At 72.0% G+C, this 26,552-nt stretch carries 22 protein-coding genes; 17 read left to right on the forward strand and 5 right to left on the reverse strand.

The window, feature by feature from the left end:
- Positions 1–147: 147 nt before the first annotated feature.
- Positions 148–1,050 carry a BTAD domain-containing putative transcriptional regulator gene (locus OG753_RS39785; RefSeq protein WP_405786654.1) on the reverse strand — a complete coding sequence of 301 codons (903 nt, stop codon included), beginning with the start codon at positions 1,048–1,050 and terminating at the stop codon, positions 148–150.
- A 326-nt stretch (positions 1,051–1,376) separates the two neighbouring features.
- Between OG753_RS39785 and OG753_RS39790 the strand changes: the two genes are divergently transcribed.
- The 12 genes from OG753_RS39790 to OG753_RS39845 all read left to right on the forward strand — a co-directional run bounded on the left by OG753_RS39790 (position 1,377) and on the right by OG753_RS39845 (position 12,486).
- Positions 1,377–2,588 carry an aminotransferase class I/II-fold pyridoxal phosphate-dependent enzyme gene (locus OG753_RS39790; protein ID WP_383201703.1) on the forward strand — a complete coding sequence of 404 codons (1,212 nt, stop codon included), beginning with the start codon at positions 1,377–1,379 and terminating at the stop codon, positions 2,586–2,588.
- A gap of 65 nt (positions 2,589–2,653) precedes the next feature.
- Positions 2,654–3,907: a beta-ketoacyl-[acyl-carrier-protein] synthase family protein gene (locus OG753_RS39795; protein ID WP_401282547.1), complete on the forward strand. Its 1,254-nt coding sequence runs from the start codon at positions 2,654–2,656 to the stop codon at positions 3,905–3,907.
- Positions 3,904–4,752: a MaoC/PaaZ C-terminal domain-containing protein gene (locus OG753_RS39800; protein ID WP_405786652.1), complete on the forward strand. Its 849-nt coding sequence runs from the start codon at positions 3,904–3,906 to the stop codon at positions 4,750–4,752. Before OG753_RS39795 ends, OG753_RS39800 begins: the two co-directional genes overlap by 4 nt.
- Positions 4,749–6,332, forward strand: coding sequence for an AMP-binding protein (locus tag OG753_RS39805; RefSeq protein ID WP_405786650.1), 1,584 nt, complete (start codon positions 4,749–4,751; stop codon positions 6,330–6,332). Before OG753_RS39800 ends, OG753_RS39805 begins: the two co-directional genes overlap by 4 nt.
- Positions 6,329–6,586, forward strand: coding sequence for a phosphopantetheine-binding protein (locus OG753_RS39810; RefSeq protein ID WP_327260144.1), 258 nt, complete (start codon positions 6,329–6,331; stop codon positions 6,584–6,586). Before OG753_RS39805 ends, OG753_RS39810 begins: the two co-directional genes overlap by 4 nt.
- 50 nt (positions 6,587–6,636) lie before the next feature.
- Complete coding sequence (locus OG753_RS39815; protein WP_327260143.1) at positions 6,637–7,677, forward strand: hypothetical protein; 1,041 nt, start codon at positions 6,637–6,639, stop codon at positions 7,675–7,677.
- On the forward strand, positions 7,670–8,533 hold the full coding sequence (gene trpA, locus OG753_RS39820) for a tryptophan synthase subunit alpha (RefSeq protein WP_327260142.1): 864 nt from the start codon (positions 7,670–7,672) through the stop codon (positions 8,531–8,533). Before OG753_RS39815 ends, trpA begins: the two co-directional genes overlap by 8 nt.
- 69 nt (positions 8,534–8,602) lie before the next feature.
- A complete protein-coding gene (locus OG753_RS39825; protein WP_030721055.1) occupies positions 8,603–8,977 on the forward strand; it encodes an ectoine synthase in 375 nt (124 codons plus the stop codon).
- A 65-nt stretch (positions 8,978–9,042) separates the two neighbouring features.
- Complete coding sequence (locus tag OG753_RS39830) at positions 9,043–10,188, forward strand: acyl-CoA dehydrogenase family protein (protein WP_327260141.1); 1,146 nt, start codon at positions 9,043–9,045, stop codon at positions 10,186–10,188.
- Positions 10,185–10,925 (forward strand): N-(5'-phosphoribosyl)anthranilate isomerase, encoded by a 741-nt coding sequence (locus OG753_RS39835; protein WP_405786649.1) that lies wholly within the window; start codon positions 10,185–10,187, stop codon positions 10,923–10,925. The genes OG753_RS39830 and OG753_RS39835 overlap by 4 nt, the downstream gene beginning before the upstream one ends.
- Positions 10,922–11,644 (forward strand): indole-3-glycerol-phosphate synthase, encoded by a 723-nt coding sequence (locus tag OG753_RS39840; protein WP_327260139.1) that lies wholly within the window; start codon positions 10,922–10,924, stop codon positions 11,642–11,644. Before OG753_RS39835 ends, OG753_RS39840 begins: the two co-directional genes overlap by 4 nt.
- A complete protein-coding gene (locus OG753_RS39845) occupies positions 11,641–12,486 on the forward strand; it encodes an alpha/beta hydrolase (RefSeq protein WP_405786648.1) in 846 nt (281 codons plus the stop codon). The genes OG753_RS39840 and OG753_RS39845 overlap by 4 nt, the downstream gene beginning before the upstream one ends.
- Positions 12,487–12,555: 69 nt before the next feature.
- Here OG753_RS39845 and OG753_RS39850 read toward each other — a convergent pair whose 3' ends face one another.
- The 4 genes from OG753_RS39850 to OG753_RS39865 all read right to left on the reverse strand — a co-directional run bounded on the left by OG753_RS39850 (position 12,556) and on the right by OG753_RS39865 (position 16,606).
- The gene (locus OG753_RS39850; RefSeq protein ID WP_405786646.1) at positions 12,556–13,704 is read right to left on the reverse strand and encodes a polyprenyl synthetase family protein; all 1,149 of its coding nucleotides are present in this window, start codon (positions 13,702–13,704) and stop codon (positions 12,556–12,558) included.
- Positions 13,705–13,895: 191 nt separating this feature from the next.
- Positions 13,896–14,531 carry a DUF6875 domain-containing protein gene (locus tag OG753_RS39855; protein WP_327260136.1) on the reverse strand — a complete coding sequence of 212 codons (636 nt, stop codon included), beginning with the start codon at positions 14,529–14,531 and terminating at the stop codon, positions 13,896–13,898.
- Entirely contained in the window at positions 14,528–15,118 is a 591-nt protein-coding gene (locus OG753_RS39860) for a hypothetical protein (protein ID WP_401282520.1), read from the reverse strand. The genes OG753_RS39855 and OG753_RS39860 overlap by 4 nt, the downstream gene beginning before the upstream one ends.
- A gap of 93 nt (positions 15,119–15,211) precedes the next feature.
- Entirely contained in the window at positions 15,212–16,606 is a 1,395-nt protein-coding gene (locus OG753_RS39865) for a pyridoxal phosphate-dependent decarboxylase family protein (protein WP_405786644.1), read from the reverse strand.
- A 266-nt stretch (positions 16,607–16,872) separates the two neighbouring features.
- Here OG753_RS39865 and OG753_RS39870 point away from each other — a divergent pair, with 266 nt between their 5' ends.
- From OG753_RS39870 to metH, 5 genes are all read left to right on the forward strand, one after another.
- Entirely contained in the window at positions 16,873–18,336 is a 1,464-nt protein-coding gene (locus tag OG753_RS39870; protein ID WP_405786643.1) for a multicopper oxidase family protein, read from the forward strand.
- A gap of 147 nt (positions 18,337–18,483) precedes the next feature.
- The gene (locus tag OG753_RS39875; protein ID WP_405786642.1) at positions 18,484–20,679 is read left to right on the forward strand and encodes a condensation domain-containing protein; all 2,196 of its coding nucleotides are present in this window, start codon (positions 18,484–18,486) and stop codon (positions 20,677–20,679) included.
- A gap of 47 nt (positions 20,680–20,726) precedes the next feature.
- Positions 20,727–21,935, forward strand: coding sequence for a methionine adenosyltransferase (gene metK / locus OG753_RS39880; protein ID WP_327260132.1), 1,209 nt, complete (start codon positions 20,727–20,729; stop codon positions 21,933–21,935).
- Positions 21,936–22,063: 128 nt separating this feature from the next.
- Positions 22,064–23,044 carry a carbohydrate kinase family protein gene (locus OG753_RS39885; protein ID WP_405786640.1) on the forward strand — a complete coding sequence of 327 codons (981 nt, stop codon included), beginning with the start codon at positions 22,064–22,066 and terminating at the stop codon, positions 23,042–23,044.
- Entirely contained in the window at positions 23,041–26,535 is a 3,495-nt protein-coding gene (metH, locus tag OG753_RS39890; RefSeq protein ID WP_405786638.1) for a methionine synthase, read from the forward strand. Before OG753_RS39885 ends, metH begins: the two co-directional genes overlap by 4 nt.
- Positions 26,536–26,552 lie beyond the last annotated feature (17 nt).

A 26,552-nucleotide genomic window follows, 5' to 3' on the forward strand; every position in this document is an offset into this window, starting at 1 on the left:
CGGAGGACCTACGCGCACGAGGACCCACGCACCAGAGGACCTACGCACACAAGGACCCACAAGCACGAGGACGTACGCACCCGCCCGCGGGCACACGAGGGCCGCCGCCGCGCACCAGCGCAGCGGCGGCCCTTTCGCATGAGCGGATCAGGCGGCGGGGGAGGACGACATGCGGTGCGTGACGCACCCGTGCTCGGCCAGCGAGCACGGCCGGGGCACCGGCATGCGGTGATCCACCTCGAACACCCCCATCAGCACCGGGTCCAGGCAGGTCAGCGAACGCACGGTCGGCCGCGGTTCGGGCGTGCGCAGCAGCTCCAGGTACGCGGCCTCCGTCTCCGGCGCCGGATCGATGCCCAGCTCCTCCGCCAGCACCTCCCGCAACTGCTGGTAACTGCGCAGCGCCTCCGCCCGGTTGCCCGCCCGGGTATGGGCCGCCATCCGGCACCGGTAGGCGCTCTCCCGGAACGGGGCACGCCGCACGGCCTCCTCCGCATACCGCAGCGCATGATGCTCGTCGCCCAGCGCCGAGGAGGACAGGCTCGCCGTCTCCAGCGCCTTCAGCCGCAGCTCCTCCAGCTGCTCGCGCATCGCGTTGACCCACTCGCCCTCGTGCGAGGGCAGGAACGAGCCGCGCAGGTTCGACACCGCGCCCGCCGCGAGCTGCGCCGCCACCGCGTAGGCCCCCTCGGCGTACGCCTCGGCGGCCTCGGCCAGCGCGGTCTCCGCGACCTCCACGTCCACGACCGCGTCCCGCGGCACCCGCAGAAGGTAGCGGCCGCCCTGCGAGACCAGGGGAGTGGCCCCCGGCCCGTCCTGCGGCGTCGTGACGAACGTACGCACCCGGCTCACCAGGCTGCGCAGGGCCGAGGCCCAGGTGTCCGGCAGGCCCTCGGGCCATATCGTCTCGGCCAGCTGGTCACGGTCCGTGCCGCCGGCCCGCTCCAGGAGCAGCCGGGCGAACGCGACCTGCGCCTGCGCGCTCGAGAGGTGTTGAGGCGGTGCTCCGTCCGGCTCGATCGTGACAAGACCTATGAGTCTGATCAGCACTATGCACTCTCCGAAACGGTCGGCTTCCGGCCGTGTCCCCCAAGTTCGTGCGATTCAGAGGATACCGGCGGGCCTTCTCCGCATGTCAACAGCGGTCGGCAAACATTTCCGACCGAATAAAACCCGAGGTCCGGGCTTTCCCTTTCGCTTTTTGAGCGCCACTGCAGTCCGGCTGTGGCGCGGCTGTGGTCCGGCTGCAGTCCCGCTCTTGCGCTGCTATTGCGCCCCCCGAGCCTTAATGGAATTCCACTAGAGCCCGGCCGGAGAAACGGCAGGGCGTCGATGGAGTTCCGGGTCCGCCGGACGATCGCGACGAGGAGAAGCACGTGAACGCATCCGCTGCCTGGGACCGCCTCGAGCCGAAGCTGGCCTACTTCCGCGACCGCGTCCGGTCCCTGGAGTACGAGCCCAACCGCAAGAACAGCTTCGTGGCCTACACGGCCGAGCGGGACTCCGCGTACGCGGACCAGGACGGCCGCCGCCTGCTGATGATGTCCGGCTACTCCTACCTCGGACTCGCCGGCGACGAGCGGGTCGTCTCCGCCGCCAAGGCCGCCGTCGACCGCTACGGCACCGGCAACCACGGCGTACGCGCCCTGGCCGGAACCACCCCGCTGCACGAGGAACTGGAGGCCGAGGTCGCCAAGGTCGCCGGCCGCGAGCGGGCCCTGGTCTTCGGCTCCGGCTACGCCGCCAACGTCGGCACCGTCGGCGCCATCGTCGGACCCGGCGACACCGTCTTCATCGACAAGTACGACCACGCCAGCATCGTCGACGGCTGCAAGCTCTCCGGCGCCACCGTCACCCGCTTCCGCCACAACGACGTCACCCACCTCGAACGCCGCCTCGCCGCCGCCCCCGACACCGGCGTCCGCCTCGTCATCGTCGACAGCGTCTATTCCATGGACGGCGACATCGCCCCCCTGGTCGACCTGCGCAAGGTCTGCGACGCCCACAACGCACTCCTGATGGTCGACGAGGCCCACGCCCTCGGCGTCATCGGCGCCACCGGCAAAGGCATCGAGGAGCACTTCAACTACGAGGCCAAGGTCGACATCAAGCTCGGCACCCTCTCCAAGGCCATCCCCTCCATGGGCGGATGGGTCGCCGGCTCCGCCGAACTCGTCCACCACCTGCGCTACGCCGCCCGCCCCTTCCTCTTCTCCGCCGCCCTCGGCGGAGCACAGACCGGCGCCGCCCTGGAATCCCTGCGCATCATGCAGCGCGAGCCCCAGCGCGTGCAGTTCATCCAGCGCGAATCCGCACGCTTCCGCGGCATCCTCAACCAGGCCGGCATCAGCACCGTCGACAGCGAGACCGCCGTCGTCCCGGTCATCGCCGGCTCCGACGAGGCCGCCTACGACCTCGCCACCGCCTGCCGCAAGAACGGCGTGATCGGACTCCCCGTCGTCACCCCGGCCGTCCCCAACGACCTGGCCCGGCTGCGCATCGCCATCACCGCCGCCCACACCACCTCCGACATCGACTTCGCCGCCGAGGCCCTCATCACCTCCGCCCGCGAGTGCCACATCATCTGACCGCCCCCACGGCCACCCCTCCCACCCCTTTTTCCGTACCTCTCAGTCCGCCTCAGGGAGCAGACATGCCTTCACCGTCCAGGGGCAGTACCGCGCAGCCGCCCGTAGCCATCACCGGCATGGGCGTGGTCACCCCCGGCGGGTGCACCCCGGACGAGCTGTGGCACACACTGCGCGCCGGCCGCTCCACCGCCGCCGCCCTCACCCACATCGACCTCAGCCGCCACCGGGTACGCATCGGCTGCCGGGTCCGCGGCCTCGACTCCCTCGCCGGGCTCGTCCCGGCCAAGGACGCCCGCCGCATGGACCCCTTCGCCCACTACGGCACCGCCGCCGCCCTCGCCGCCCACCGCGACGCCGGATCACCCACCGCCGAAGCCGGCCGCACCGCCATCGTCGTCGGCAACGCCGTCGGCGGACGCGCCACCAGCGACCTGGAATCCGCCCACTTCACCGAAGGCGGACCGGCCCGCGTCAACCCGCTCATGCCGCTCATGACGATGCCCAACGCGGCCGCCGCCCAGATAGCCATCCGCCTCGGCTGGACCGGCCCCGCCCTGACCGTCGCCAACACCTGCGCCAGCGGCGCCGACGCCATCGGCCACGCCCTGATGCTGCTCCAGACCGGCCGCGCCGACCTGGTCATCGCCGGCGGCACCGAACACACCCTCACCCCCGTCACCCTCGCCGGCTTCGGCAACCTCAGCGCCGTCTCCTTCCGCAACGACGACCCCGAACACGCCTCCCGGCCCTTCGACAAGGACCGCGACGGCTTCGTCATGGGGGAGGGAGCAGGCTTCGTCGTCCTGGAACGCCTCGAGGACGCGCAAGCACGCGGCGCGAAGACCTACGGCCTCGTCGCCGGGTACGCCGCCACCGCCGACGCCCACCACCTCGCGATGCCCCTGCCCGACGGCGCGGGCGCCGCGGCCGCCATGGCCGGCGCCATCGCCGACGCCGGCCTCGAACCCGCCGACATCGTGCACGTCAACGCGCACGGCACCTCCACCCCCTACAACGACCGGTCCGAGGCCGCCGCCCTCACCAAGGTGTTCGGCACCGCCCAGCCGCCCGTCACCGCACCCAAGTCGGTCATCGGCCACCTCATCGGCGCCGCCGGCGCCGTCGAGCTCATCGCCACCGTGCAGGCCATGCGCCACTGCGAGGTGCCGCCCACCGCCAACCACGAACAGCAGGAGCCAGGAATGGACATCGACGTCGTGCACGGCGCACCCCGCACCGTGCGCCCCGGACCCGCGATCACGAACTCCTTCGGATTCGGCGGCCACAACTCCTCCGTGGTGGTGACGCCGGTATGACGACCCTCTCGCTCCCCTCCCCGGTCCGCACGCTCACCGTCACCGAACCCGAGATCACCGACTACCGCGGCGCCGCCCGCCGGGGCCTGCCCACCGCCCGCCCCGGCCAGGCCTCGCCCGTCCACACCTTCGTCCTCGCCCACACCGTCGCCGAACAGACCGTCGCCGCACTGACCGCGGCCGAACCCGGCCCCGTCTCCGTGGTCCACCTCGGCCAGGACATCCGCACCCTGCGCCCGGTCCGCCCCGGCGAGCAGGTCACCGTCGCCCTGGACGTGCTCGGCATCCGCAAGGAACCGCGCGGCGCCCGCATCGCCCTGCGCGTCCGGCTGACCGGCGAGGACGGACCGGAGCCCTTCGCCGAACTGGTCATCTCCGCCCTCCTGGTCGGCGCGAGCACACTGGAGCCCTTCGGCGACATCGCCGCGGGCGCCCCCGCCCCCGCCCCGCTGGGAGCCGGCGAACCCCACAGCGCCGTCCACCACCTGACCACCGACTGGATCACCACCTACGCCCACGCCTCCGGCGACCTCAACCCCATCCACCTCGACGAGGACGCCGCCCGCTCGGCCGGCTTCGACACCGTCATCGCCCACGGCATGAGCGTCGTCGCCCTCGCCGTGGAGGAGGCCACCGACCGCTTCGCCGCCGGCGACTCCGCCCGCGTCCGCGGCCTGGGCTGCCGCTTCTCCGCCCCCGTACCCCCCGGCATCCCGCTGGAGATCACCCTCCAGCCCGACGCCGACGCCCGCGTCGTCCGCTTCACCTGCAAGACCCCGGGGGGCGCCGCCGTGAAGTCCGGCTGGATCGAGTTCGCCGCCCCCCAGGAAGGAGGCCCACGATGACCGCACCCCGTACCCCGCGCACCGCCGCAGCACAGGAACAGACCCCGGACACCGTCGAACTCGGCCTCCTCGGAGGATTCCTGACCCAGGTCCGCGACCGCCCCCACGCCACCGCGCTCCTCTTCAACGGGCAGGAGACCACCTACCGCGAGCTGTACGACCTCGCCGGCCGCGAACGCGACCGCCTCGCCCTCCTGGACCTCGCCCCCGCGGAACCGGTCGGCGTCCTCGCCGACAAGTCACCCGCCACGGTGGCCCTCGTCCTCGCCTGCCTCCTGGCCCGCCGGCCGCTGCTCCTGCCGTCCCCGGCCCTCGCCGACACCCTCCTGGCCGACCTCTTCGCCCAGGCCGGCTGCGCCCGGGTCCTGGCCCCCGGCGGCGAGAGCGCCCGCGTCGCACCCAACCCCGAGGTCACCGCCCGGCCGCTGCCCGCCGACGAGGCCGCCGAGGTGGCCCTCATGCTCACCACCTCCGGCTCCACCAGCCTCCCCAAGATCGTCCCGCTCGGCCTGGACGCCATCGACCGGTTCACCCGCTGGGCCGGCCACACCTTCGGCATCGGACCCGGCCGCACCGTCCTCAACTACGCCCCCCTCAACTTCGACCTCTGCCTCCTCGACGTATGGACCACCCTCGCCCGCGGCGGACGCGTCGTCCTCGTCGACCCGGCCCTGGCCGCCCACGGACGCCACCTGCGCGACCTGGTCCTCACCCACGGCGTCGACATCGTCCAGGCCGTCCCGATGGCCTTCGGCCTCCTCCAGGACGCGGCCGCCAAGACCGGCGACACCTTCCCCGGCGTCGAGCACGTCATGTTCACCGGCGACGCCATCCCCGACCGCACCCTCGCCGCCCTGCCCCAGCTCTTCCCCCACGCCCGCATCCACAACATCTACGGCTGCACCGAGACCAACGACAGCTTCATCCACGAACTCGGACCCGCCCCGACCGCCGCCGCGCCCGTCCCCATCGGCCGCCCACTGCCCGGCGTACGCGCCCTGATCATCGACCCCGACACCCACACCCCCGTCGAAGGCCCCGGCAGCGGAGAACTCTTCGTCTCCACGCCCTTCCAGACCCGCGGCTACCTCGACCGCACCCGCCACACCGACAAGTTCACCGGCCACCCCCTCGGCCTCGACGACCGCCGCTGGTTCCGCACCGGCGACCTCGTACGCCGCGACGCCGCCGGCACCCTGCACCTGACCGGACGCACCGACTTCCAGGTCAAGGTCCGCGGCGTCGCCGTCAACACCGCCGAGATCGAACGGGTCCTGCAGGAACACCCCGCAGTCCTGGAAGCCGGCGTCGCCGCCCTGCCCGACCCGATCGCCGGCAAAAGACTCGTCGCCGCCGTCCGCCGCGCCCCCGGCTCCACCCTGACCGGCCTGCAACTGCGCACCCACTGCGCCCGGCACCTGCCCAGAGCCGCCGTACCCCACCAACTCACCGTCACCGAGGCCCCGTTGCCCAAGACGGCCACCGGCAAGGTCGACCGCAAGGCACTCGACCGCCTCGAACAGCCCAGCCCCACCACCGCACCCGTAGCCACACCTCTCGCCGAAGGAATCCCGTCATGAGCAACGTCGACACCATCAAGAACTTCGTCATCACCGAGTTCCTCCCGGGCACCGCCGCCGGCGAACTCGCCGCCGACCACGACCTGCTCAACGACGGGGTCATCGACAGCCTGGGCGTCCTCAAGCTCATCGCCTGGGTCGAGGACCGCTTCGAGCTCGCCATCGGCGACGCCGACCTGGACCCCAACAACTTCCGCAGCGTCGAGGCGATCGACACCTTCATCACCGAGTCCCGCCGCACCGCCGCCGCCTGACCCGCCAGGCACCGTCCCCACCCCTGACGCACACGAGACGGAGACCGACCGTGCACGACGCACTCACCGGCCTGCTCGAACAGCGAGCCCCGGTCGGCCGCGAGACCTGGCGGTCCTGGTGGGACCAGCTCGGCAACGGCAGCCTCGACAAGGCCGAGGCCCTCGCCCTGCTGGCCGCCCTGACCAGCCGGCTCCCGGACCACGAGACCCTGCGCCACCTGCTGGACTCGCTCGCCGAGCGCCGGCCGGCAGCACCGGCGACCACCGCCTGGGAAGGCACCGTGAACGTCGTCGGCACCGGCGGCGGCCCCCGGACCTTCAACATCTCCACCGCCTCGGCGTTCGTCGCCGCGGCAGCCGGGGTCAAGGTCGTCAAAACGGGCTCCCGCGCCTACACCAGCTCGCTCGGCTCCGTCGACCTGCTGGAGCGGCTCGGTGTCCGTCTCACCTCCTCCCACACCCAGACCGAGGACACCCTCGCCGCCCACGGGATCGCCTTCGCCGGACCGTTCGTCTACCCGGCGCAGCTGACCCGGCTGGCCCGCACCGTGGCCCCGTACAGCATGAAGACCTTCGGCCGGTTCCTGAACGCCCTGGGCCCCTTCCTCGCCGACCTCCCGGTGGCCGCCCAGGTCACCGGGGTCTCAGCGGCCGCACCCCTGGACACCCTGCGCCGGCTCGCCGAGACCACCACCGGCCGCCGCATCTGGCTCACCACCAACGACACCGGCGCCGACGAGCTGCTGCCCTTCGCGACCAACACCATCCACGCAGGACACGCCCTCACCCGGATCATCCGGCCGGGCGAACTCACCCCCGGCGACGGCTCCTTCGCCGACCTGCGGCCCGCCGATGCGGACACGGCCGTCGCACACTTCCTCTCCGTCCTCTCCGGCGAGGCGGGCCGCGTCGCCACCCGCACCGTCTGCCTGGGCGCCGCCGCCCTCATCGTGGCCTGCGGAAACCGCCGCGACTGGCTCTCGGCGGTCTCCGTCGCCGAGGAAGCGGTCCGCACCGGCGCCGCCCACGACCTCGCCCGGCGCCTGGCAGCCGCACCCGCCCCCCGCACCCTGGCGGTGTCCGGTGCCTAGCCCCACGACGACGCCCCGCACCACAGGGACAAAGCCCGCCCCCGCCCCCTTCTTCACCCGCCGCACCCCCGGCGGACCGCCCGGACTCGCCCTCTTCCTCAACGCCGGCGATCCGCCCCTGCCCGTCCTGCGCGACCTCGTCCTGATGCTCGACGACGAAGGCGTGGACTGCCTCGAACTGGCCGTCCCCTTCCCCGACTCGGTCACCGACGGCCCCGTCATCCGCCGCTCCGCCCGCCGGGCACTGGAGCGCGGCGGCGCCGGCCTGGACGACGTACTCGCCTTCATCGCCGACGTACGGCCCCACCTGAACCACCTGCGGATCGCCCTCCTCGCCGACTGGAGCCACTCCCTCAAACACCGGGACCTGGCCGCCACCACCCGCGAGATCGCCGCCGCCGGCGCCGACGGACTCCTCGTCCACGCCCTCCCCCCACGGCTGCGCGCAACGCACCTGGAGTCGGCCGCCGCGGCCGGCCTCCCGGTCGTCACCACCTGCTACACCAAGAGCCCGCCCCCCACCCAGGCCCAGGCCGCCGCACAGGCCTCCGCCTACCTCTACCTCGTCGCCCACTACGGACGCAGCGGAACCGCACCCGCCGCCGGCCACGCCGCGCTGGCACAGACGGTCACCGCACTCCGGGCGCACACGACGTCCCCGATCGCCGTCGGCTTCGGGGTCAGCACACGGCAGGACGTCGAAGCCGTCGGAGCCGCCGGCGCCGACGCCGCGATCATCGGCTCCGCCGCGGTGGCCGCCCTCGAACGGGCGCAGGACACCGCCGCCGATGTCACCGCAGCCTTCCGCGACTTCGTCCGCCAGGTCCTGCCCGCAACACCGCACCGAACCGCCTGACCGGCGGGAAAGAAGGCTCCACCCCTCATCCGGACCATCCGAGCACCACCCTCACACCGGGAGATCGCCATGATCGTTCGCGACATCGAGTCCGTGAAGACCGTCGAGTGGGGCAACGGCCTCAGCCGCCGCTTCCTCCTCGCCGAGGACGGCCTGGGCTACTCGCTCACCGACACCACCGTCCTGGCCGGCACCAAGTCCCGCCTGGAGTACGTCAACCACCTCGAGGCCTGCTACTGCATCGAGGGCTCCGGCGAGGTCATCGAACTCGACGGCACCTCGCACGAGATAGTCCCCGGCCGGATGTACGCACTCGACCAGCACGACGCCCACTTCCTCGTCGCCAGCCCCCACGAGGACCTGCGCCTGGTCTGCGTCTTCTCGCCCGCCCTGCGCGGCGACGAGGTCCACAGCCTCGACGCGCACAGCTCCTCCGCCTACTGAGACACACGCCCCCGCCCGGCCGCCCGCCCGCCCGCACCGTCACCGAACAAAAAAAGGGGTCCGTCGTGATCCGTTGGAACACCGACCAGGCCGATCTGCGCGAAGGCCTGGAGAGGTGGGGAGACGCACTCAGCGCAGACCACATCGAACTCGACGAGCAGTCCGCCTTCCCGGAGGACAAGTGGAAGCTCGTCCAGAAGACCGGAATCCTGGGACTGCCCTTCGACGAGGACCACGGAGGCCTCGGACAGTCCCTCCTGACCACCATGTACGTCCTGGAGGGCCTCGGCGAGTACAACCGCGACGCGGGCCTCAGCTTCTGCATCACCACCTCCATCTGCTCCACCGGAATCCCCATCCAGCAGTTCGGCACCGTCGAGCAGAAGGAGCGCTACCTGCCTCAGATCTGCTCGGGCGAGGCGATCGGCGCCCACGCCATCACCGAGTCCGAAGGCGGCTCCGACGCCATGGCCATGACCACCCGGGCCGTACGCGACGGGGACGACTTCGTCATCAACGGCAGCAAGGCCTTCGTCAGCAACGGCCCCATCGCCGACGTGATCGTGGTCTACGCCCGCACCCACCCGGACGGCGGCCCGCTGGGAACGACCGCGTTCCTCGTGGACCGCAACACCCCCGGACTGACCGCCGGCAAACCCATCAAGAAGATGGGCCTGCGCACCTCGCCGCTCAGCGAGCTGTTCTTCGACGACGTACGGGTACCCAGGAGCGCGGTACTCGGCCGGGTCGGAGGCGGGTTCCTGGTCCTGGACCACGTGATGAAACGGGAGATCCTCTTCTCCTTCATCGTCAACGTGGGGGAGATGCAGCACCGGCTGGAGCGGTGTGTCGACTACGCGAAGACACGCAAGTCCTTCGGAAAGGCGATCGGTTCGTACCAGACGATCGCCAACAAGATCGTGGACACGAAGATCCAGCTGGAGACCGCCCGCAAGTGGCTCTACGACACGGGCGAGAAACTGGAGGCCGGCGAGAACATCACCACCGACCTCGCCATCTCCAAACTCGTCACCAGCGAGTCCAACCTCGCCACCAGCCTCACCGCCGTACAGATCTTCGGCGGCCACGGCTACATGGCCGAGTTCGGCCTGGAACTGGACGTGCGCAACGCCGTCGGCGGCACGATCTACTCCGGCACCAACGAAATCCAGTACAACCGCATCGCCTCGATGCTGGGACTGGGCAAGTGAGCGCCACCCGCCCGCTGTCCCGGACACTGCTGAAGGTCTGCGGGGCCACGGCCCCGCAGGACATCGAGGCGGCGGCGGCCGCCGGGGCGGACTGCGTCGGCCTCTGGCACGGCGTACCCGGCGGCCCGTCCGAACTGGACCAGGACGGGCTCGCCGCCCTCGCGGCGGCGGCCCGTTCGGCCGGCCTCCTGCCGGTCCTGGTGACCTTCCTCGCTGACGCCGGTGAACTGGCCGCGATCGCGGCCCGCACCGGCGTCGGCTGGGTCCAGCTCCACGCCTACCAGCCCCCCGCCCTCGTACGGGCCCTGCGCCAGGCACTCCCCGCCGACGTCGGCATCGTCAAGGTGCTGCACGTCCAGGAGAACGGAAGCTGCGTGGAGCGCCCCCTGACCGGCGCCTACGACCGCGCCGGCACCGACCTCTTCCTCCTCGACACCGCCACCGGCGACGGCCGCATCGGCAGCACCGGCGCCGCCCTGGACCCCGAGCACGTCACCGCCCTGCTGCCCCGCCTCACCCGCCCCTTCCTCCTCGCAGGAGGCCTCACCCCGGCCAACCGCCCGGCCTACCAGGACGTCGTCGACCACCCCGGATTCCGCGGCATCGACGTCGACACCGCGGCACGCGACACCACCACCGGCGCCTTCGGCGTCCCGCAGATCGCAGCCCTGGCCCGCGCCTGGCGCACGGGCACCGCCCCCCTCCCCGACCACCCCCCGCTGGAGCTGTCGCGATGACGAAGCAGAACCGGACCGGCTTCCCTTTTCTCGAGGCCCTCCTGGCCTCCCCGACCCCCGTGGTGATGGAGGTGAAACGCCGGGACGCCCACGGCTACGACATGCTGGGCGGCCGCACCCCCGCCGCCATCGTGGAGGCGTACGAGACGGCGGGCGCCCCTTGCGTCTCCGTGGTGACCGGCCGCTGGTTCGGCGGCTCGCCCGCCCTGCTGCGGGACGTGGCGGCCCTGACCGGACTCCCGATCCTCCAGAAGGACTTCATCACCCGCAAGGACCAGATCCGCACCGCCGCAGAACTCGGAGCCTCCGCCGTCCTGCTCACGGCGGCACTCCTGCCCGCGTCGAGCATGCGCACCCTGGTCACCGAATGCCTCCTCACCGGCCTCACCCCCTTCGTCGAGATCACCCGCGAAAGCGAACTCGAAGCAATCCACCACCCCGAGGAATGCGTGATCGCGGTCAACAACAAGGACATCCGGACCCGCGAGCGCGGCGCCGGCGACCTCGGCCGCTCCCTCGACCTGCTCCCCGCCGTCCGCACCGCCGGCGCCGCCTGCCCCGTCAGCGCGAGCGGCATCGACAGCCCCGAGACCGCCGCCGCACTCCTCGACGCCGGATTCGGCGGCCTGCTCGTCGGCACCTCACTGCTGCGCACCGGCTCACCCTCCGCCTGGGTGCACGCGATGGAAGGCACACGGAAGGGACTGGCGGTCCGATGACCACACACCCGGACGGCGCCCGCCCCTACACGCTCAACGCGGCCGGCATCACCCTCTCGGCACTCCTGGCCCTGCCGAAGGACCGGGCCGTGCCCCGCTCCACGATCCTCGCGATCCACGGCCGCGGCATGCGGGCCGCGTACTGGAACTCCTTCGCCCCCCTCGCCACGGCCCTGGGCCACGCCGTCCTGGCGGTCGACCGGCCGGGCTACGGGGACTCCGCGGACCTCCTGCCCGACGGCCAGAGCCTCGCCGAGCAGGCGGAAACCCTCCACGCCGCCCTCAAGGAGCACACCGCCGCCCACGACACCGGCGCCGGAATCTTCCTCCTCGGCCACTCGGACGGCGGCAAGGTCGCCCTCCACACCGCGGCCGCCGACGGCGGCACACCACTGATCGGCCTGGACGCCTCGGGCGTCGGCCACCACTACAACCCCGAAGCCCTGCACTTCCCGTCCACCCTGGGCGGCGGCGCCACCAAACTCAACTGGGGCCCCCTGAACCTCTACCCGCGCGGCACCTTCCAGGCCAGCCGCACCCTGCTGTCCCCGACACCGCCGCGCGAGTCGGCGGAAACCCTGCGCTGGCCCGCCCAGTACGAGGAACTGGCCCCCCGCGTCCGTATCCCCGTCCGCCTCACCTTCGCCCAGCACGAGGCCTGGTGGCACCTGGACGCCCCCACCCTGACCGCGATGACCTCACGCCTGACCGCCGCCCCGTCCGTCACCGTCGACCACCTCCCCGCCTCCGGACACAACATCAGCCTGGGCCACACCGCCCACGCCTACCACCTGCGCGTCCTGACCTTCCTGGAGGACTGCCTCCTGGCCGCACAGCCCTGAAGGACGTCCTGCCGGCCGGTCCGGCCCCGCACCCGGCCGGCAGGACACCCCCGCACACCTCCGCGGCCGTCATCCGCCGCTGCGCCCGCGGACCGTCCGGTACAGACGGTCGATGAGGTGCCCCTTGCGCTCGATCGTCACGTCGAAGTACGCCGCACTGCGGTCCGAGCGGCACACACCGTGCACCGCCTCCTTCGCCGCACGCTTGAGCCCGGCCGCCTCCGCCGCGAGCTCCACGAGCGTCTCCTGCAGCTTCGGATGACCCAGGACGAACCGTTTCAGCCCCGGGCCGGCCGACTCGGCGGGCACCCCCTCCCCGAGCAGCTCCAGGACGACCCGGTTGCCCAGCCCGTCGAAGTCCTCGTGGGTGTTGGCCCCGCCCAGTTCCGGCACGAAGTCCGTCAGATCGTTGAACAGCTGGCTCGCCAGCCCCAGTCCGCGCATCGCGTCGTCCAGGGCCCGCCGCTCGTCCTCCACCACGCCCAGCGCCGCCACCGCCGCGTCGAGCGGCATCCGGAACAACGTCCCCGTCTTCAGCGCGGCCGTCGACTCCCAGAACTCCACCCGCGCGTCCCGGGCCGCGGCCATCAGCTCGGCCCGGGTCCGCGGCGAGCGCGTGGACAGGTCCACGGCCTGGCCCGTCAGGCCGTGACCGACCGCCCGCACCAGGCTCGCCACGACCGCCGGATCGGCCGCATGCCCCAGAGCGGCCGTGATCAGCCAGGAGCCGGCATTGAGGGCCAGCGGTATCCCATGGGTGACGTGCAGCGCGGCCTCTCCGTAGCGGATGCCGCTGCCGTCCTGGATGTCGTCGAGCGCGACCGCGGCCTTCAGCAGGATCCGTACCGCCACGGCCGCACGGCGCACCGCCGCCAGATCCGCCGGGGACGCCTCGTGGCCCGCCTCGTCGGGGAAGCCCCGGTAGTTGCGGTAGGCCCAGAACACCATCGAAGGGCGCAGCGGACCCCCGCCGCCCCCCGCCGGCCCGGCCGCCGGCGCCAGCGCCTCCTGCCCCACCCTGGACCCGACGGCGTCCGCGACCGGCCCGTACAGCGAACGCCGCAGCGCCGCCTCGTACACCGACACGGCCGCCCCCGGGCGCACCGGCGCCACCACCTTGGCCAGCGAGCCCAGGAACCCGTCCAGATCCCGCTCCAGCAGGGCCGCGTCACCCCGCACCACCGCCTCGACCCCCGGCGCGTCCACCGTCTGCGTCACATGCCCTCCGAACCTCAACCCACACCGAACCCGGGCCCGGCAGCTGCCGGCCCGGCAGGGGAAGCGTGATCGTTACCGGTGGGTGCGACAAGCCTCCATCCGGATACCGGGCAGCCCGGCAGCAGCTTTCGGACACGACGACGGCGGGCCGGGGGCACACAAGCCCCCGGCCCGCCGTCCACGTGCACACGTCAGGCGGCCACCACCCGGCTCACCAGCTGGTCGCGGATACGGGACGGCAGCGCCGGCGCGAAACGCTGGAGGTAGTGGTCCATGTGCGCGTCGTCGCTCACCAGGAACGGCAGATCGAAGACCAGCAGCTTGCGGACCGCCAGCAGGGGCAGCGGGGCACGCAGCGGGCGGAAGGCCTCGTTGTAGAGGCCCGGCTCCTCGCACACCGGGTGGAACTGGCCGATCATCAGCCCCTCCGCCACGAACTCGTCCTTCGCCTTGCGCTGCAGTTCGTCCAGCTCCACCGAGTCCGTCGGGTCGAACCCCGGCAGGACCAGGAGGATGGTCAGCAGCTCGCGGTCCTCCGGCGCCAGCGGCTGCGAGAGGACCGCGTGGCGGGTGCGCAGCGAGTCCACCGCCGACGCCAGGTCCTCGCAGCCGGCGGACGGCACCGCCAGGTGGAACAGCTCCTTGCGCAGCGAGGGCTGGGTGTACGGGCACACCGGGCCGGTACGGCCCAGTTCGGGGTGGCTGGAGACCAGGAACTCCCGGCTCCACGCGAGGACCCGCAGCAGCGGGCCGAGGTGCTCCGCCGGAGCCTCACCGCGGGCTATCTGGCCGGCGGTCCACGACTGGATCAGATCGTCGCCCCTCATCGGGGGTCCCTCCACATGGGTCGCAGTACGGGTCCGCCGTCGGGCAGGGCGATGTCGGCGCCCAGACGCTCGAAGCCGGCGCGCCGGCTCGTGGCCTCACCGCCCGGGGAGCTGGCCTCCACGTAGCAGGCGACGCCCTCGGCGTCCGCGCGGGCCACCACCCGGCCCAGCAGCCCGGACATCAGGCCGCCCTGCTGCCGGCCGGGCCGGACCGCCCCGAAGGAGACGTAGTAGTGCGGCGGGCCGTGCGGATGCCGTTCCTCCTGCAGGCCCGCGATGGTGCGCATCGCGTCCGCGTGCTCGCCCAGGGCGGCGGACAGCGCCGCCTCCAGGGCCTTCTCGTCCGGCTCCGCGCCGGGCGGCAGGAACAGCAGCACCGCGTCGCCGTCCGGGCCGGTGAGCACCCCGTCATGGGCGGCGGACAGTTCCACGAACACCCGGAAGAACCCGGGCAGCAGCTCGGCGCGCAGCCGCTCGCCGGGGATCATCCAGCGGGTCAGCGCGTCCTCCTGGAAGGAGGCGGCGAGGAGGGCGGAGAGGTCGGTGACGGTCGATGGGTTCAGCCGGTTCACAGGCAGGGCGGACAAGACAGGGCCTTCCGGTCGGTTGACAGAACACAGAACGCAGAACGGACAGGGACAAGAAACGGGGAACGGCGAACGGGGAACGACGGGAAGAGGTCAGGGCGTTGACCGGGCAGCCCCCGCGAGCTGCGCCACACGGGCGTGCAGGGCCGGCAGGTAGTGCTCGAACTCCGGCTTGATCAGGACACTGCGGATCACCCGCGCCGCCTCCGCGTCCCGCACCACGCGCGGGTGGCGCCGTACGAACGCGTCCGCGTCCGCACGCAGCACACTCAGGAACACCGGGTCCGACTCCGCCGTCATGCCCTCGCGCAACAGCCGCTCCGACGCCGCGTCGATCGAGGACAGCGAGCCCCCGGCGGCCGCCGGGAAGTACGTCACGATGTCGAGGTCCGGCCGCTGGTACAGCTCCAGCTCCCCGGACGCGGCCAGCAGGTCCGCCCACCGCAGCGCGGCCCGCCGGTTCGCGGCGAGGATCCGCCCGAAGCCGTCCGGGGTCAGCGGCAGCAACTGCAGCGTCAGCCACAGCGCGGCCGCCGCGGCCCCCGCCCGCGAGCACTCCAGACTGATCTCACCCAGGTGCAGGTCGGCGTCGGTGAAATAGGTGTACGGAGAGTCGTGCGCGAAGTGCCGCCCGGCCCGCGGATCGGGGAAGAGCACCGCCCCGCACCCGTACGGCTGCAACCCCTGCTTGTGCGGGTCCACCACCACCGAGTCGCACCCGGCGATCGCCCGCCAGGGCGCCGGGTCGACGCCACCCGTGCCCGCCCTGCCCAGGATCGCGTAGAACCCGCCGTACGCCGCGTCGACGTGCACCCGCGCCCCGTACCGGCGGGCCAGCGCCAGCACCTCGTGCACCGGGTCGACCGCCCCCAGCCCGGTCGTACCGGTGGTGACGACGACGGTGCCGATCCGCCCGCCGCGCAGCGCGCCCTCCAGCGCGCCGAGGTCGATCCGGCCGTGCGCATCGGCAGGGATGCGGTGGCCCTCCATCCCCAGCACGTGGCACATCCGCTCGTGCGTGTAATGGCACTCGGAGCTGTAGGCGACCCCCCGGTCCGGATGCAGCTGCCGGGCGACGTACAGCGCCTCCAGGTTGGCCATCGTGCCGCTGGTGGTGAGATGCCCGACGTGCGCGTCGAACCCGAACATGCCGGCCAGGTCGGCGACCGCCTCGCGTTCCATCTCGGTGGTCGCCGGCCCGCCCTCGGCGGCATGGTTGTTGGGGTTGAACAGCATGGCGGTGAGATAGCCGGTGACGGCCGCCGGATGCGGCGGCTTGACCATTTGTCCGGCGTAACGCGGGTGGAAGAACGGATAGTTGTGATCCATCCGCTTGGCGAGGCGGTCGAAGGCCTCGGTGAACGCCTCCGGGCCCACCCGGTGCGCGCCGTGGCTCTCGTACGGGCCGAACTGCCCGCCCCACCGCTCCGCCACCCCCAGCGCGCGCGGCAGCCAGTCGCGTAAGTCGTGCAGGTCGTGACGGTCCACGGGTGCCTCCCCCAGCGGCCGCCCCGATCGGCGGCACGGTCACGCGTACGCGGTCGTACGTACGCACGAGGAGCCTTGCCCAGGCCCCGCAAGGCCCGCGCAACGCCGGACCCCGCACACCATCCGCGCTCGAGCGGTGCGCAAGCCGGGTCTGGTGCACTCGCGGCGCGCCACCTGCGCCAGCAGCACCGCGCGCCGGCCGCCCGCAGCGCGAACGGCCCCCGCCCCGGCGGCCCGCGCACCCACCCTTCCCAGGAGGACAACCCATGGTCACCAGACGCAGCCTGCTCGGCGGAGCCGTAGCCGCGACCGGCGCCGGCCTGCTCACCGCCGGCGGGCTGACACCGCTCCTCGGCGCCGGGTCCGCGCAGGCCACCGCCACCCCCGGGACCAAGCCGGTCACCGTCCCGCCGCCCTTCACGGTGCGGATGCCGGCCCTGCCCGTGCTCTCACCGATATCCACGTCCGGCGGCCAGGACACCTACGCCGTCACCATCAAGGAAGCGGCCCGGGAGATCATCCCCGGGGTCCGGACCAAAGTCCTCACCTACGACGGCCACTTCCCCGGCCCCGTGCTGCGCGCCCGCAGCGGACGCAAAGTGGTGATCCGCCACCGCAACACCCTCACCATGCCGGTCGCGGTGCACCTGCACGGCGGCAACGTCTCCCCGGAGAACGACGGCGGCCCGATGGACACCTTCGGCCCGGGCACCTCCCGCACGTACACCTACCCCAACCAGCAGCCGGGCGCCGGCCTCTGGTTCCACGACCACGCCCACCACATGGAGTCGGAGCACGTCTTCCGCGGCCTGTCCGCCACCTACCTGCTCTCCGACGAGACCGAGCGCTCGCTGCCCCTGCCCGCCGGCCAGTACGAGGTCCCGATCGCCCTGCGCGACGCCCGCTTCGACGAGGCCGGACAGCTCGTCTACGTCATGGACGACGTCTTCGGCCGCACCACGATCCTCGCCAACGGCCGCCCCACCCCCTACTTCGAGGTCGCCGCCCGCAAATACCGCTTCCGGCTCCTCAACTCCTCCAACATGCGCTTCTTCCAGCTGCGCCTGTCCGACGGCGGCCAGATGATCCAGATCGGCAGCGACGGCGGACTGCTGGAACGCCCCTTCACCACCGACACCATCGGCCTGTCCCCGGCCGAACGGGCGGACGTGGTCATCGACTTCTCCCGCTACCCCATTGGAACGAAGATCGTCCTGGAGAACACCCTCGGCCCGGGCACCCCCGACCAGGTCGGCAAGGTACTGCGCTTCGACGTCGTACGGACGGCCCCCGACCCCAGCCGCGTACCGGACGTCCTGCGCACACTCGCACCCCTGCCGGCGGCGACCGTGCAGCGCACCGTCGTCCTCAGCATGGACGAGGACGGCCGGCAGGAGCCGCGGGCGTTCATGGACGGCCAGGTCTGGGACCACGACCGCATCGACCAGACCATCACGCACGGCACCTCGGAGATCTGGACCGTCACCAACGCCAACAAGCTCGTCCCGCACAACTTCCACATGCACCTGGTCCAGTTCCGGCTGCTGGAGCGCAACGGCGCCCCGGTCGGACCGGCCGAGGCCGGACTCAAGGACACGGTCCGCCTCTTCCCCGGCGAGACGGTCAAACTCCACGCCACCTTCGACACCTACAGGGGCACGTACGTCTACCACTGCCACCTGCTGGACCACTCGGCGATGGGCATGATGGCCAACTTCCGCATCCGGTAAGGACCCGGCAGGGGGACCCGCGCTCGATGCGCGCTCAAGGACGGGCCGAGGACCGGGCGGAAGAATCCTCGACAACAGACCATGTCCGGCCGTGTCCCCCACGAGTCCTCATGTGTCCGAAGCCGAAAGGGAAGAGGAGGGAAGCCGATGGCCGCCACCGTGGCCATGACCGTGGTCCTCAGACCCGGCCCTCCGACCTCCCTCGACCTCCACGGCAGGCTCACCCCTGCCGCGCTCACCGCCGCCCTCGCGTCGCTGCCGCCGTGCACACCGACACTGCACCGGCACACCGACCACCACCACACGCTCACCCTGCCCCCGCCACCGTTCCCCGCCGGACGGCTGTCCGACCTGCTGACCGGGGCCGCGGCGGGGGAGGGGCGGCCCGGCGCCGCCCGCGGACACCACGCCGCCGCACACCCCGCAGACGCCGGATGCGCCACAGACGCCGGTTGTGCCACGCATCCCACGGACGCCGGATGCGCCGCACACACCGGATGCGCCGCACACACCGGATGCGGCGCACACACCGGATGCGGCGACCAGGAACCGGAACGGCTGCCGCCCACCACACCCCTCCAACACGACGTACTGCTCGACGCGATGACCCACCCCGGCGCCGGCCTGCACGTGGAGCAGCTCCACTGGCGCTGGTACGGGCCGCTGGACACCCCGCGGTTCGCCGCCGCCTGGCAGACGCTGTACGACACCGAAGCGGTCCTGCGCACCGCACTGGCCAGGCCCGCCGCGCCCGGCGCCACCCCGCTCCTGGCCGTCCACCCGCACGCCGCCCCGCAACTGGAACGCCATCCCCGCGGCAGCGCCGACTGGCACGCCCTGCTCCTCAGCGAACGGATGCGCGAGTTCGACCTGTACCGGCCCGGCACAGCCCTGCGCATCGCACTGCTGGAGGAACCCGGCCCGGTGTTCCGGGTACTCCTGACCTACCACCAGGCCCTCCTCGACGGCTGGAGCGCACGCCTGCTCCAGCGCACCCTCTACCGGGCCTACCTCGCCGACGGACGGCCGGTCGGCAGCGAACGGCGCCCCGACATCCGTGACCACATGCGCTGGCTGGCCCGGCAGGACCCGGCACCGGCCCGCGCGTTCTGGGCCCGCACCGGCGCCCCGCCCGGCGCCGCCGGCCTGCCCGGGCACCGCACGGCCGGCCGCCCGCGGCTGCGCGGCCACGGACGGACCCGCCAACGCCTCACCCCGCACGAGGCACGGCACCTGCGGAACTGGGCGGCGGCCCACGGCGCGACGGAGAGCACCGCCCTGCACACCGCCTGGGCCCTCCAGCTCCACCGCGCCACCCCGCACGCGCCCGCGGTCACCTTCGCGGCGGCCGTCTCCGGCCGGGGCATCCCGCTCCCCGGCGCCGAACGCCTCCCCGGCCCACTGCGCGGCGCCCTCCCGCTGCACGTGCGCATCGACCCCGCCACCCCCCTGACCCGCCTGCTGAGCGCACTGGCCGGCCAGGCCCTGGAGGCCGCCTCCTACGAATGGGTCTCCCCGGGCCAGGCCGCCCAGTGGTCCCCGCCCACCCCCCACCGGCCCGACGCCGGCGCCCGCCGGATCCCCGACTCCCTCATCGCCTTCGAAGCACACGCGCCCACCGGCCCCGCCGACGACGACCCCGTCCACACCGAACTCGCCACCGAGGGCGTACGCGTCGGCGCCGCCGAGGCCATCGGCGCACACACCGCGCACCCCCTCACCCTCACCGCACACCACGACACCGACGGCGGGCTCGTCCTCACCTGCGTCTACGACCGGACCCGCATCACCGACTCCGACGCCGCCGAAACACTCGCCCAGACCACCCTGCTGCTGCGCGAACTGCCCGCCACCACCGGCGGGACCACCACCGTCGCCGAGGCCCTGACCCTGCTCGACGCCGGCCCCGTACCCCGCATCGCCCGCCCCGCCCCCGCCGCCCGCACCCTGCGGATCCTGCGCGCGGCCGCCCGTACCGGCGCCGGCACGATCTGCCTGGTCCCACCGCCCGACGCACCACCGGGCTGCTACGACGCGCTCGCCGCGGCCTACCCCGGCCCGCAGACGCTGACCACCGTGGCGCCGCCCGCCGACGCACGGACCGTCCTGGCCGCACTCCGCCCCGCCCTCGCCCGCGGCGAGCCGCTGCTGCTGGGCGGATTCTCCGGCGCCGGCTCCCTCGCCTGCGAAGTGGCCGAACGCATCGCCTCCCACGGCTGGCACCCGCCCCTCGTGGCGATCGGCGGCGCCCTGACCACCCAAGGCGACCCCGACCCGGTCCGCGCCCTCGCCAGGACCCTGGAGACGGCCGCAGCCGCAGCCACCACCACCGCCCGGCCCTGACCCTCCCCGCCCGACCCGACACCCCGTCCCACACCACCAGGAGTGACATGTCCCGTCGTCTGTTCACCTCGGAGTCCGTGACCGAGGGACACCCCGACAAGATCGCCGACCAGATCAGCGACACCATCCTCGACGCACTGCTCGCCCAGGACCCCGCCTCCCGCGTCGCCGTCGAGACACTGATCACCACCGGTCTTGTGCACATCGCGGGCGAGGTGACGACCCAGGCCTACGCGCCGATAGCGCAGCTCGTACGCGAGAAGATCCTCGAAATCGGCTACGACTCCTCCGTCAAGGGCTTCGACGGCGCCTCCTGCGGCGTGTCCGTCTCGATCGGCGCACAGTCCCCGGACATCGCCCAGGGCGTCGACACCGCCTACGAGAACCGGGTCGAGGGCGACGAGGACGAACTCGACAAGCAGGGCGCCGGCGACCAGGGCCTGATGTTCGGCTACGCCTGCGACGAGACCCCCGAGCTCATGCCACTGCCCATCCACCTCGCCCACCGGCTCTCCCGCCGCCTGTCCGAGGTCCGCAAGAACGGCACCCTCCCGTACCTGCGCCCCGACGGCAAGACCCAGGTCACCATCGAGTACGACGGCGACAAGGCCGTCCGCCTCGACACCGTCGTCGTCTCCTCCCAGCACGCCTCCGACATCGACCTCGAAGCACTGCTCGCCCCCGACATCAAGGCACACGTGGTCGAGCACGTCCTCGCACAGCTCGCGGACGACGGCATCAAACTGGAGACCGCCGGCTACCGCCTCCTGGTCAACCCCACCGGCCGCTTCGAGATCGGCGGCCCCATGGGCGACGCCGGCCTCACCGGCCGCAAGATCATCATCGACACCTACGGCGGCATGGCCCGCCACGGCGGCGGCGCCTTCTCCGGCAAGGACCCCTCCAAGGTCGACCGCTCCGCCGCGTACGCCATGCGCTGGGTCGCCAAGAACGTCGTCGCCGCCGGCCTCGCCTCACGCTGCGAGGTCCAGGTCGCCTACGCCATCGGCAAGGCCGAGCCCGTCGGCCTCTTCGTCGAAACCTTCGGCACCGAGAAGACCGACATCACCAGGATCGAGGACGCCATCGCCGAGGTCTTCGACCTCCGCCCGGCCGCCATCATCCGCGACCTCGACCTGCTGCGCCCCATCTACGCCCAGACCGCCGCCTACGGCCACTTCGGCCGCGAACTCCCCGACTTCACCTGGGAGCGCACCGACCGCGCCGAACTGCTGAAGGCCGCCGCCGGCGCCTGAGCACGCCCCGGACCCGTCCGGACCGGCGGCCGTCGCCCACCGACGGCCCCCGCCCCGGCCCGCCCGCCCCTGCCGTCCCGACCCACCACCCCGCCCCGCCGACAACAGACCAGCTCACAGGAGTCCACGTGCGTATCGCGGTGACCGGATCCATCGCCACAGATCACCTCATGGCCTTCCCGGGCCGGTTCGTCGACCAGCTGCTCCCCGACCAGCTGCACCACATCTCCCTGTCCTTCCTCGTCGACACCCTCGAGGTACGGCGCGGGGGAGTGGCCGCCAACATCGCCTACGGACTCGGCGGCCTGCGCATGACCCCCCTCCTCGCGGGCGCCGTGGGACCCGACTTCGCCGAGTACGAGGTCTGGCTCAAGGAACACGGAGTCGACACCGGCGCCGTGCACGTCTCCGCCGAGCACCAGACCGCCCGCTTCATGTGCATGACCGACCAGGACTCCAACCAGATCGCCTCCTTCTACGCCGGCGCGATGGCCGAGTCCGCCCGCATCGACCTGCACACCCTGCACGCCCACACCCCCCTCGACCTGATCCTCGTCTCGCCCAACGACCCCGGCGCGATGGTCCGCCACACCGAACAGGCCCGGGAGCTCGGCATCGCCTTCGCCGCCGACCCCTCCCAGCAACTCGCCCGCCTCACCGGCGACGAGGTGCGCAGCCTCGTCACCGGAGCACGCTGGCTCTTCACCAACGCGTACGAATCCGCGCTGCTGCGCGAACGCACCGGATGGACCCACGAGGACGTCCTCGACCGCGTCGGCACCTGGATCACCACCCTCGGCGCCCAGGGCGTCCGCATCGACACCAAGAACGCACCCACCCTCACCGTCCCCGCCGTCCCCGACGTCCACGCCGCGGACCCGACCGGCGTCGGAGACGCCTTCCGCTCCGGCTTCCTGGCCGCCGTCGGCTGGGGACTCCCGCAGGAGACCGCCGCCCAGCTCGGCTGCGCCATGTCCGCGCTGGTCCTGGCGGCCGTGGGCTCGCAGTCGTACGAGATCCAGCCCGACCGGCTCCTCGCCACCGTCCGCACGGTGTACGGGGAGCACGCGGCCGGGCTGCTGGAGCCGAAGCTGGGGCAGCTGATATGACGACGAACACGACGAACACGACGAACACGACGGATACCCAGACCCGGGCCGATGCCCTCAGAGAGGCGCTCGCGACCCGTGTGGTCGTCGCCGACGGGGCCATGGGGACGATGCTGCAGGCGCAGGACCCGACCATGGAGGACTTCCAGCAGCTGGAGGGCTGCAACGAGGTCCTGAACGTCACCCGCCCGGACATCGTGCGTTCGGTCCATGAGGCCTACTTCTCGGTGGGTGTGGACTGTGTGGAGACGAACACCTTCGGCACGAACTACGCGGCGCTCGCGGAGTACGACATCGCCGAACGCAACTTCGAGCTGTCCGAGGCCGGTGCCCGGATCGCCCGCGAGGTCGCGGACGAGTTCACGGCTTCCACCGGTCAGCAGCGCTGGGTGCTGGGTTCGATGGGCCCGGGCACCAAGCTCCCGACGCTGGGCCACATCACCTACGGGCAGATCCGTGACGCCTACCAGATCAACGCGGAGGGTCTGATCTCCGGCGGCGCGGACGCGCTGCTGGTGGAGACCACCCAGGACCTCCTGCAGACCAAGTCCTCGATCATCGGCGCGCACCGCGCCATGGCGGCCCTGGGCATCACCGTCCCGCTGATCTGCTCCGTCACCGTCGAGACCACCGGCACGATGCTGCTGGGTTCGGAGATCGGCGCGGCCCTGACCGCGCTGGAGCCGCTCGGCATCGACATGATCGGTCTGAACTGTGCGACCGGCCCCGCCGAGATGAGCGAGCACCTGCGCTACCTGGCGCGCAACGCGCGCATCCCGCTGTCCTGCATGCCGAACGCCGGCCTCCCCGTCCTCACCAAGGACGGCGCCCACTACCCGCTGTCCGCCCCCGAACTCGCCGACGCCCAGGAGACCTTCGTCCGCGACTACGGCCTCTCCCTGGTCGGCGGCTGCTGCGGCACCACCCCCGAACACCTGCGCCAGGTCGTCGAGCGGGTCCGCGGACTCACCCCGACCACCCGCGATCCCCAGCCGGAGCCGGGTGCGGCGTCGCTGTATCAGACGGTGCCGTTCCGGCAGGACACGTCGTACATGGCGATCGGTGAGCGGACGAACGCGAACGGGTCGAAGAAGTTCCGTGAGGCGATGCTGGAGGCCCGCTGGGACGACTGTGTGGAGATGGCCCGGGACCAGATCCGTGAGGGCGCCCACATGCTCGATCTGTGTGTGGATTATGTGGGCCGTGACGGTGTCGCGGACATGGCGGAGCTCGCCGGCCGTTTCGCGACCGCTTCGACCCTGCCGATCGTGCTGGACTCCACCGAGGTCCCGGTCATCCGGGCGGGTCTGGAGAAGCTCGGCGGCCGGGCGGTGATCAACTCGGTGAACTACGAGGACGGCGACGGTCCGGAGTCGCGGTTCGCGCTGGTCACCCGCCTCGCCCAGGAGCACGGGGCCGCTCTGATCGCGCTGACCATCGACGAGGAGGGCCAGGCCCGGACCGTCGAGCACAAGGTCGCCATCGCCGAGCGGCTCATCGAGGACCTGACCGCCAACTGGGGGATCCGCGAGTCGGACATCCTCATCGACACCCTGACCTTCACCATCTGCACCGGCCAGGAGGAGTCCCGCAAGGACGGCATCGCGACGATCGACGCGATCCGTGAGCTCAAGCGGCTTCACCCGGACGTCCAGACCACCCTCGGCCTCTCCAACATCTCCTTCGGCCTGAACCCGGCGGCGCGCGTGCTGCTGAACTCCGTGTTCCTCGACGAGTGCGTGAAGGCCGGTCTGGATTCGGCGATCGTCCACGCGAGCAAGATCCTGCCGATCGCCCGGTTCGACGAGGAGCAGGTCACCACCGCCCTCGACCTGATCTACGACCGGCGTGAGGGCGACTACGACCCGCTGCAGAAGCTGATGGCCCTCTTCGAGGGCGTCAACACCAAGTCGATGAAGGCCGGCCGCGCCGAGGAACTCCTCGCGCTGCCGCTGGACGAGCGCCTCCAGCGGCGGATCATCGACGGTGAGAAGAACGGCCTGGAGGCCGACCTCGACGAGGCCCTGCAGACCCGCCCCGCCCTCGACATCGTCAACGACACCCTCCTGGAGGGCATGAAGGTCGTCGGTGAGCTGTTCGGCTCCGGCCAGATGCAGCTTCCGTTCGTCCTGCAGTCGGCCGAGGTCATGAAGACGGCCGTGGCCTTTCTCGAGCCGCACATGGAGAAGACGGACGACGAGGGCAAGGGCACGATCGTGCTGGCGACCGTCCGCGGTGACGTCCACGACATCGGCAAGAACCTCGTCGACATCATCCTCACCAACAACGGCTACAACGTCGTCAACATCGGCATCAAGCAGCCGGTCTCCGCGATCCTCGAAGCCGCGCAGGAGCACAAGGCCGACGTCATCGGCATGTCGGGTCTCCTCGTGAAATCGACCGTGATCATGAAGGAGAACCTGGAGGAGCTCAACCAGCGCAAGCTGGCCGCCGACTACCCCGTCATCCTCGGCGGCGCCGCCCTCACCCGCGCCTACGTCGAACAGGACCTCCACGAAATCTACGAGGGCGAAGTCCGCTACGCCCGCGACGCCTTCGAGGGCCTGCGCCTCATGGACGCCCTCATGGGAGTCAAGCGCAACGTACCCGGAGCCCAACTCCCGCCCCTCAAACAACGCCGCGTACCCAAACGCGACACCCCCCTCCTCCAGACCACCGAACCGGCCGAAGCCGGCCGCTCCGACGTGGCCGCCGACAACCCGGTCCCCACCCCGCCGTTCTGGGGCACCCGCGTCGTCAAGGGCATTCCCCTCAAGGACTACGCCTCCTGGCTCGACGAGACTGCCCTCTTCAAGGGCCAGTGGGGCCTCAAGGACGCCGACACCATCGCCACCGACGGCCGGCCCCGGCTGCGCGGCTGGCTGGACAAACTGCACACCGACGGCCTCCTCGAAGCCGCCGTCGTACACGGCTACTTCCCCTGCGTCTCCAAGGGCGACGACCTCATCATCCTGGGCGAGAACGGCTCCGAGCGCACCCGCTTCACCTTCCCCCGCCAGCAGCGCGGCCGCCGCCTGTGCCTCGCCGACTTCTTCCGCCCCGAGGAGTCCGGCGAGACCGACGTCGTCGGCCTCCAGGTCGTCACTGTCGGCAACCGCATCGGCGAGGAGACCGCCCGGCTCTTCGCCGCCGACGCCTACCGCGAATACATGGAACTCCACGGCCTGTCCGTCCAGCTCGCCGAGGCCCTCGCCGAGTACTGGCACGCCCGCGTCCGCGCCGACCTCGGCATCGGCGGATCCGACCCGCAGTCCATGGCCGGCATGTTCCGCACCGAATACCAGGGCTGCCGCTACTCGCTGGGCTACCCCGCCTGCCCCGACCTGGAGGACCGCGCCAAGATCGCCGCCCTCCTGCAGCCCGAACGCATCGGCGTCCTCCTCTCCGAGGAGTTCCAGCTCCACCCCGAGCAGTCCACCGACGCCATCGTCATCCACCACCCCGAAGCCAACTACTTCAACGCACGCTGACCCCCCACAAGCCGGAA

It is taken from the genome of Streptomyces sp. NBC_00029 (assembly GCF_045160505.1).
Taxonomy (GTDB): Bacteria; Actinomycetota; Actinomycetes; order Streptomycetales; family Streptomycetaceae; genus Streptomyces.

Excerpts from the sequence above, each read along its gene's own strand:
- OG753_RS39795 (WP_401282547.1), top strand. The coding sequence starts at position 2,654 with ATGCCTTCACCGTCCAGGGGCAGTACCGCGCAGCCGCCCGTAGCCATC.
- OG753_RS39800 (WP_405786652.1), top strand. The coding sequence starts at position 3,904 with ATGACGACCCTCTCGCTCCCCTCCCCGGTCCGCACGCTCACCGTCACC.
- OG753_RS39805 (WP_405786650.1), top strand. The coding sequence starts at position 4,749 with ATGACCGCACCCCGTACCCCGCGCACCGCCGCAGCACAGGAACAGACC.
- OG753_RS39810 (WP_327260144.1), top strand. The coding sequence starts at position 6,329 with ATGAGCAACGTCGACACCATCAAGAACTTCGTCATCACCGAGTTCCTC.
- OG753_RS39825 (WP_030721055.1), top strand. The coding sequence starts at position 8,603 with ATGATCGTTCGCGACATCGAGTCCGTGAAGACCGTCGAGTGGGGCAAC.
- OG753_RS39840 (WP_327260139.1), top strand. The coding sequence starts at position 10,922 with ATGACGAAGCAGAACCGGACCGGCTTCCCTTTTCTCGAGGCCCTCCTG.
- OG753_RS39845 (WP_405786648.1), top strand. The coding sequence starts at position 11,641 with ATGACCACACACCCGGACGGCGCCCGCCCCTACACGCTCAACGCGGCC.
- OG753_RS39855 (WP_327260136.1), bottom strand. The coding sequence starts at position 14,531 with ATGAGGGGCGACGATCTGATCCAGTCGTGGACCGCCGGCCAGATAGCC.
- OG753_RS39870 (WP_405786643.1), top strand. The coding sequence starts at position 16,873 with ATGGTCACCAGACGCAGCCTGCTCGGCGGAGCCGTAGCCGCGACCGGC.
- OG753_RS39875 (WP_405786642.1), top strand. The coding sequence starts at position 18,484 with ATGGCCGCCACCGTGGCCATGACCGTGGTCCTCAGACCCGGCCCTCCG.
- metK (WP_327260132.1), top strand. The coding sequence starts at position 20,727 with ATGTCCCGTCGTCTGTTCACCTCGGAGTCCGTGACCGAGGGACACCCC.
- metH (WP_405786638.1), top strand. The coding sequence starts at position 23,041 with ATGACGACGAACACGACGAACACGACGAACACGACGGATACCCAGACC.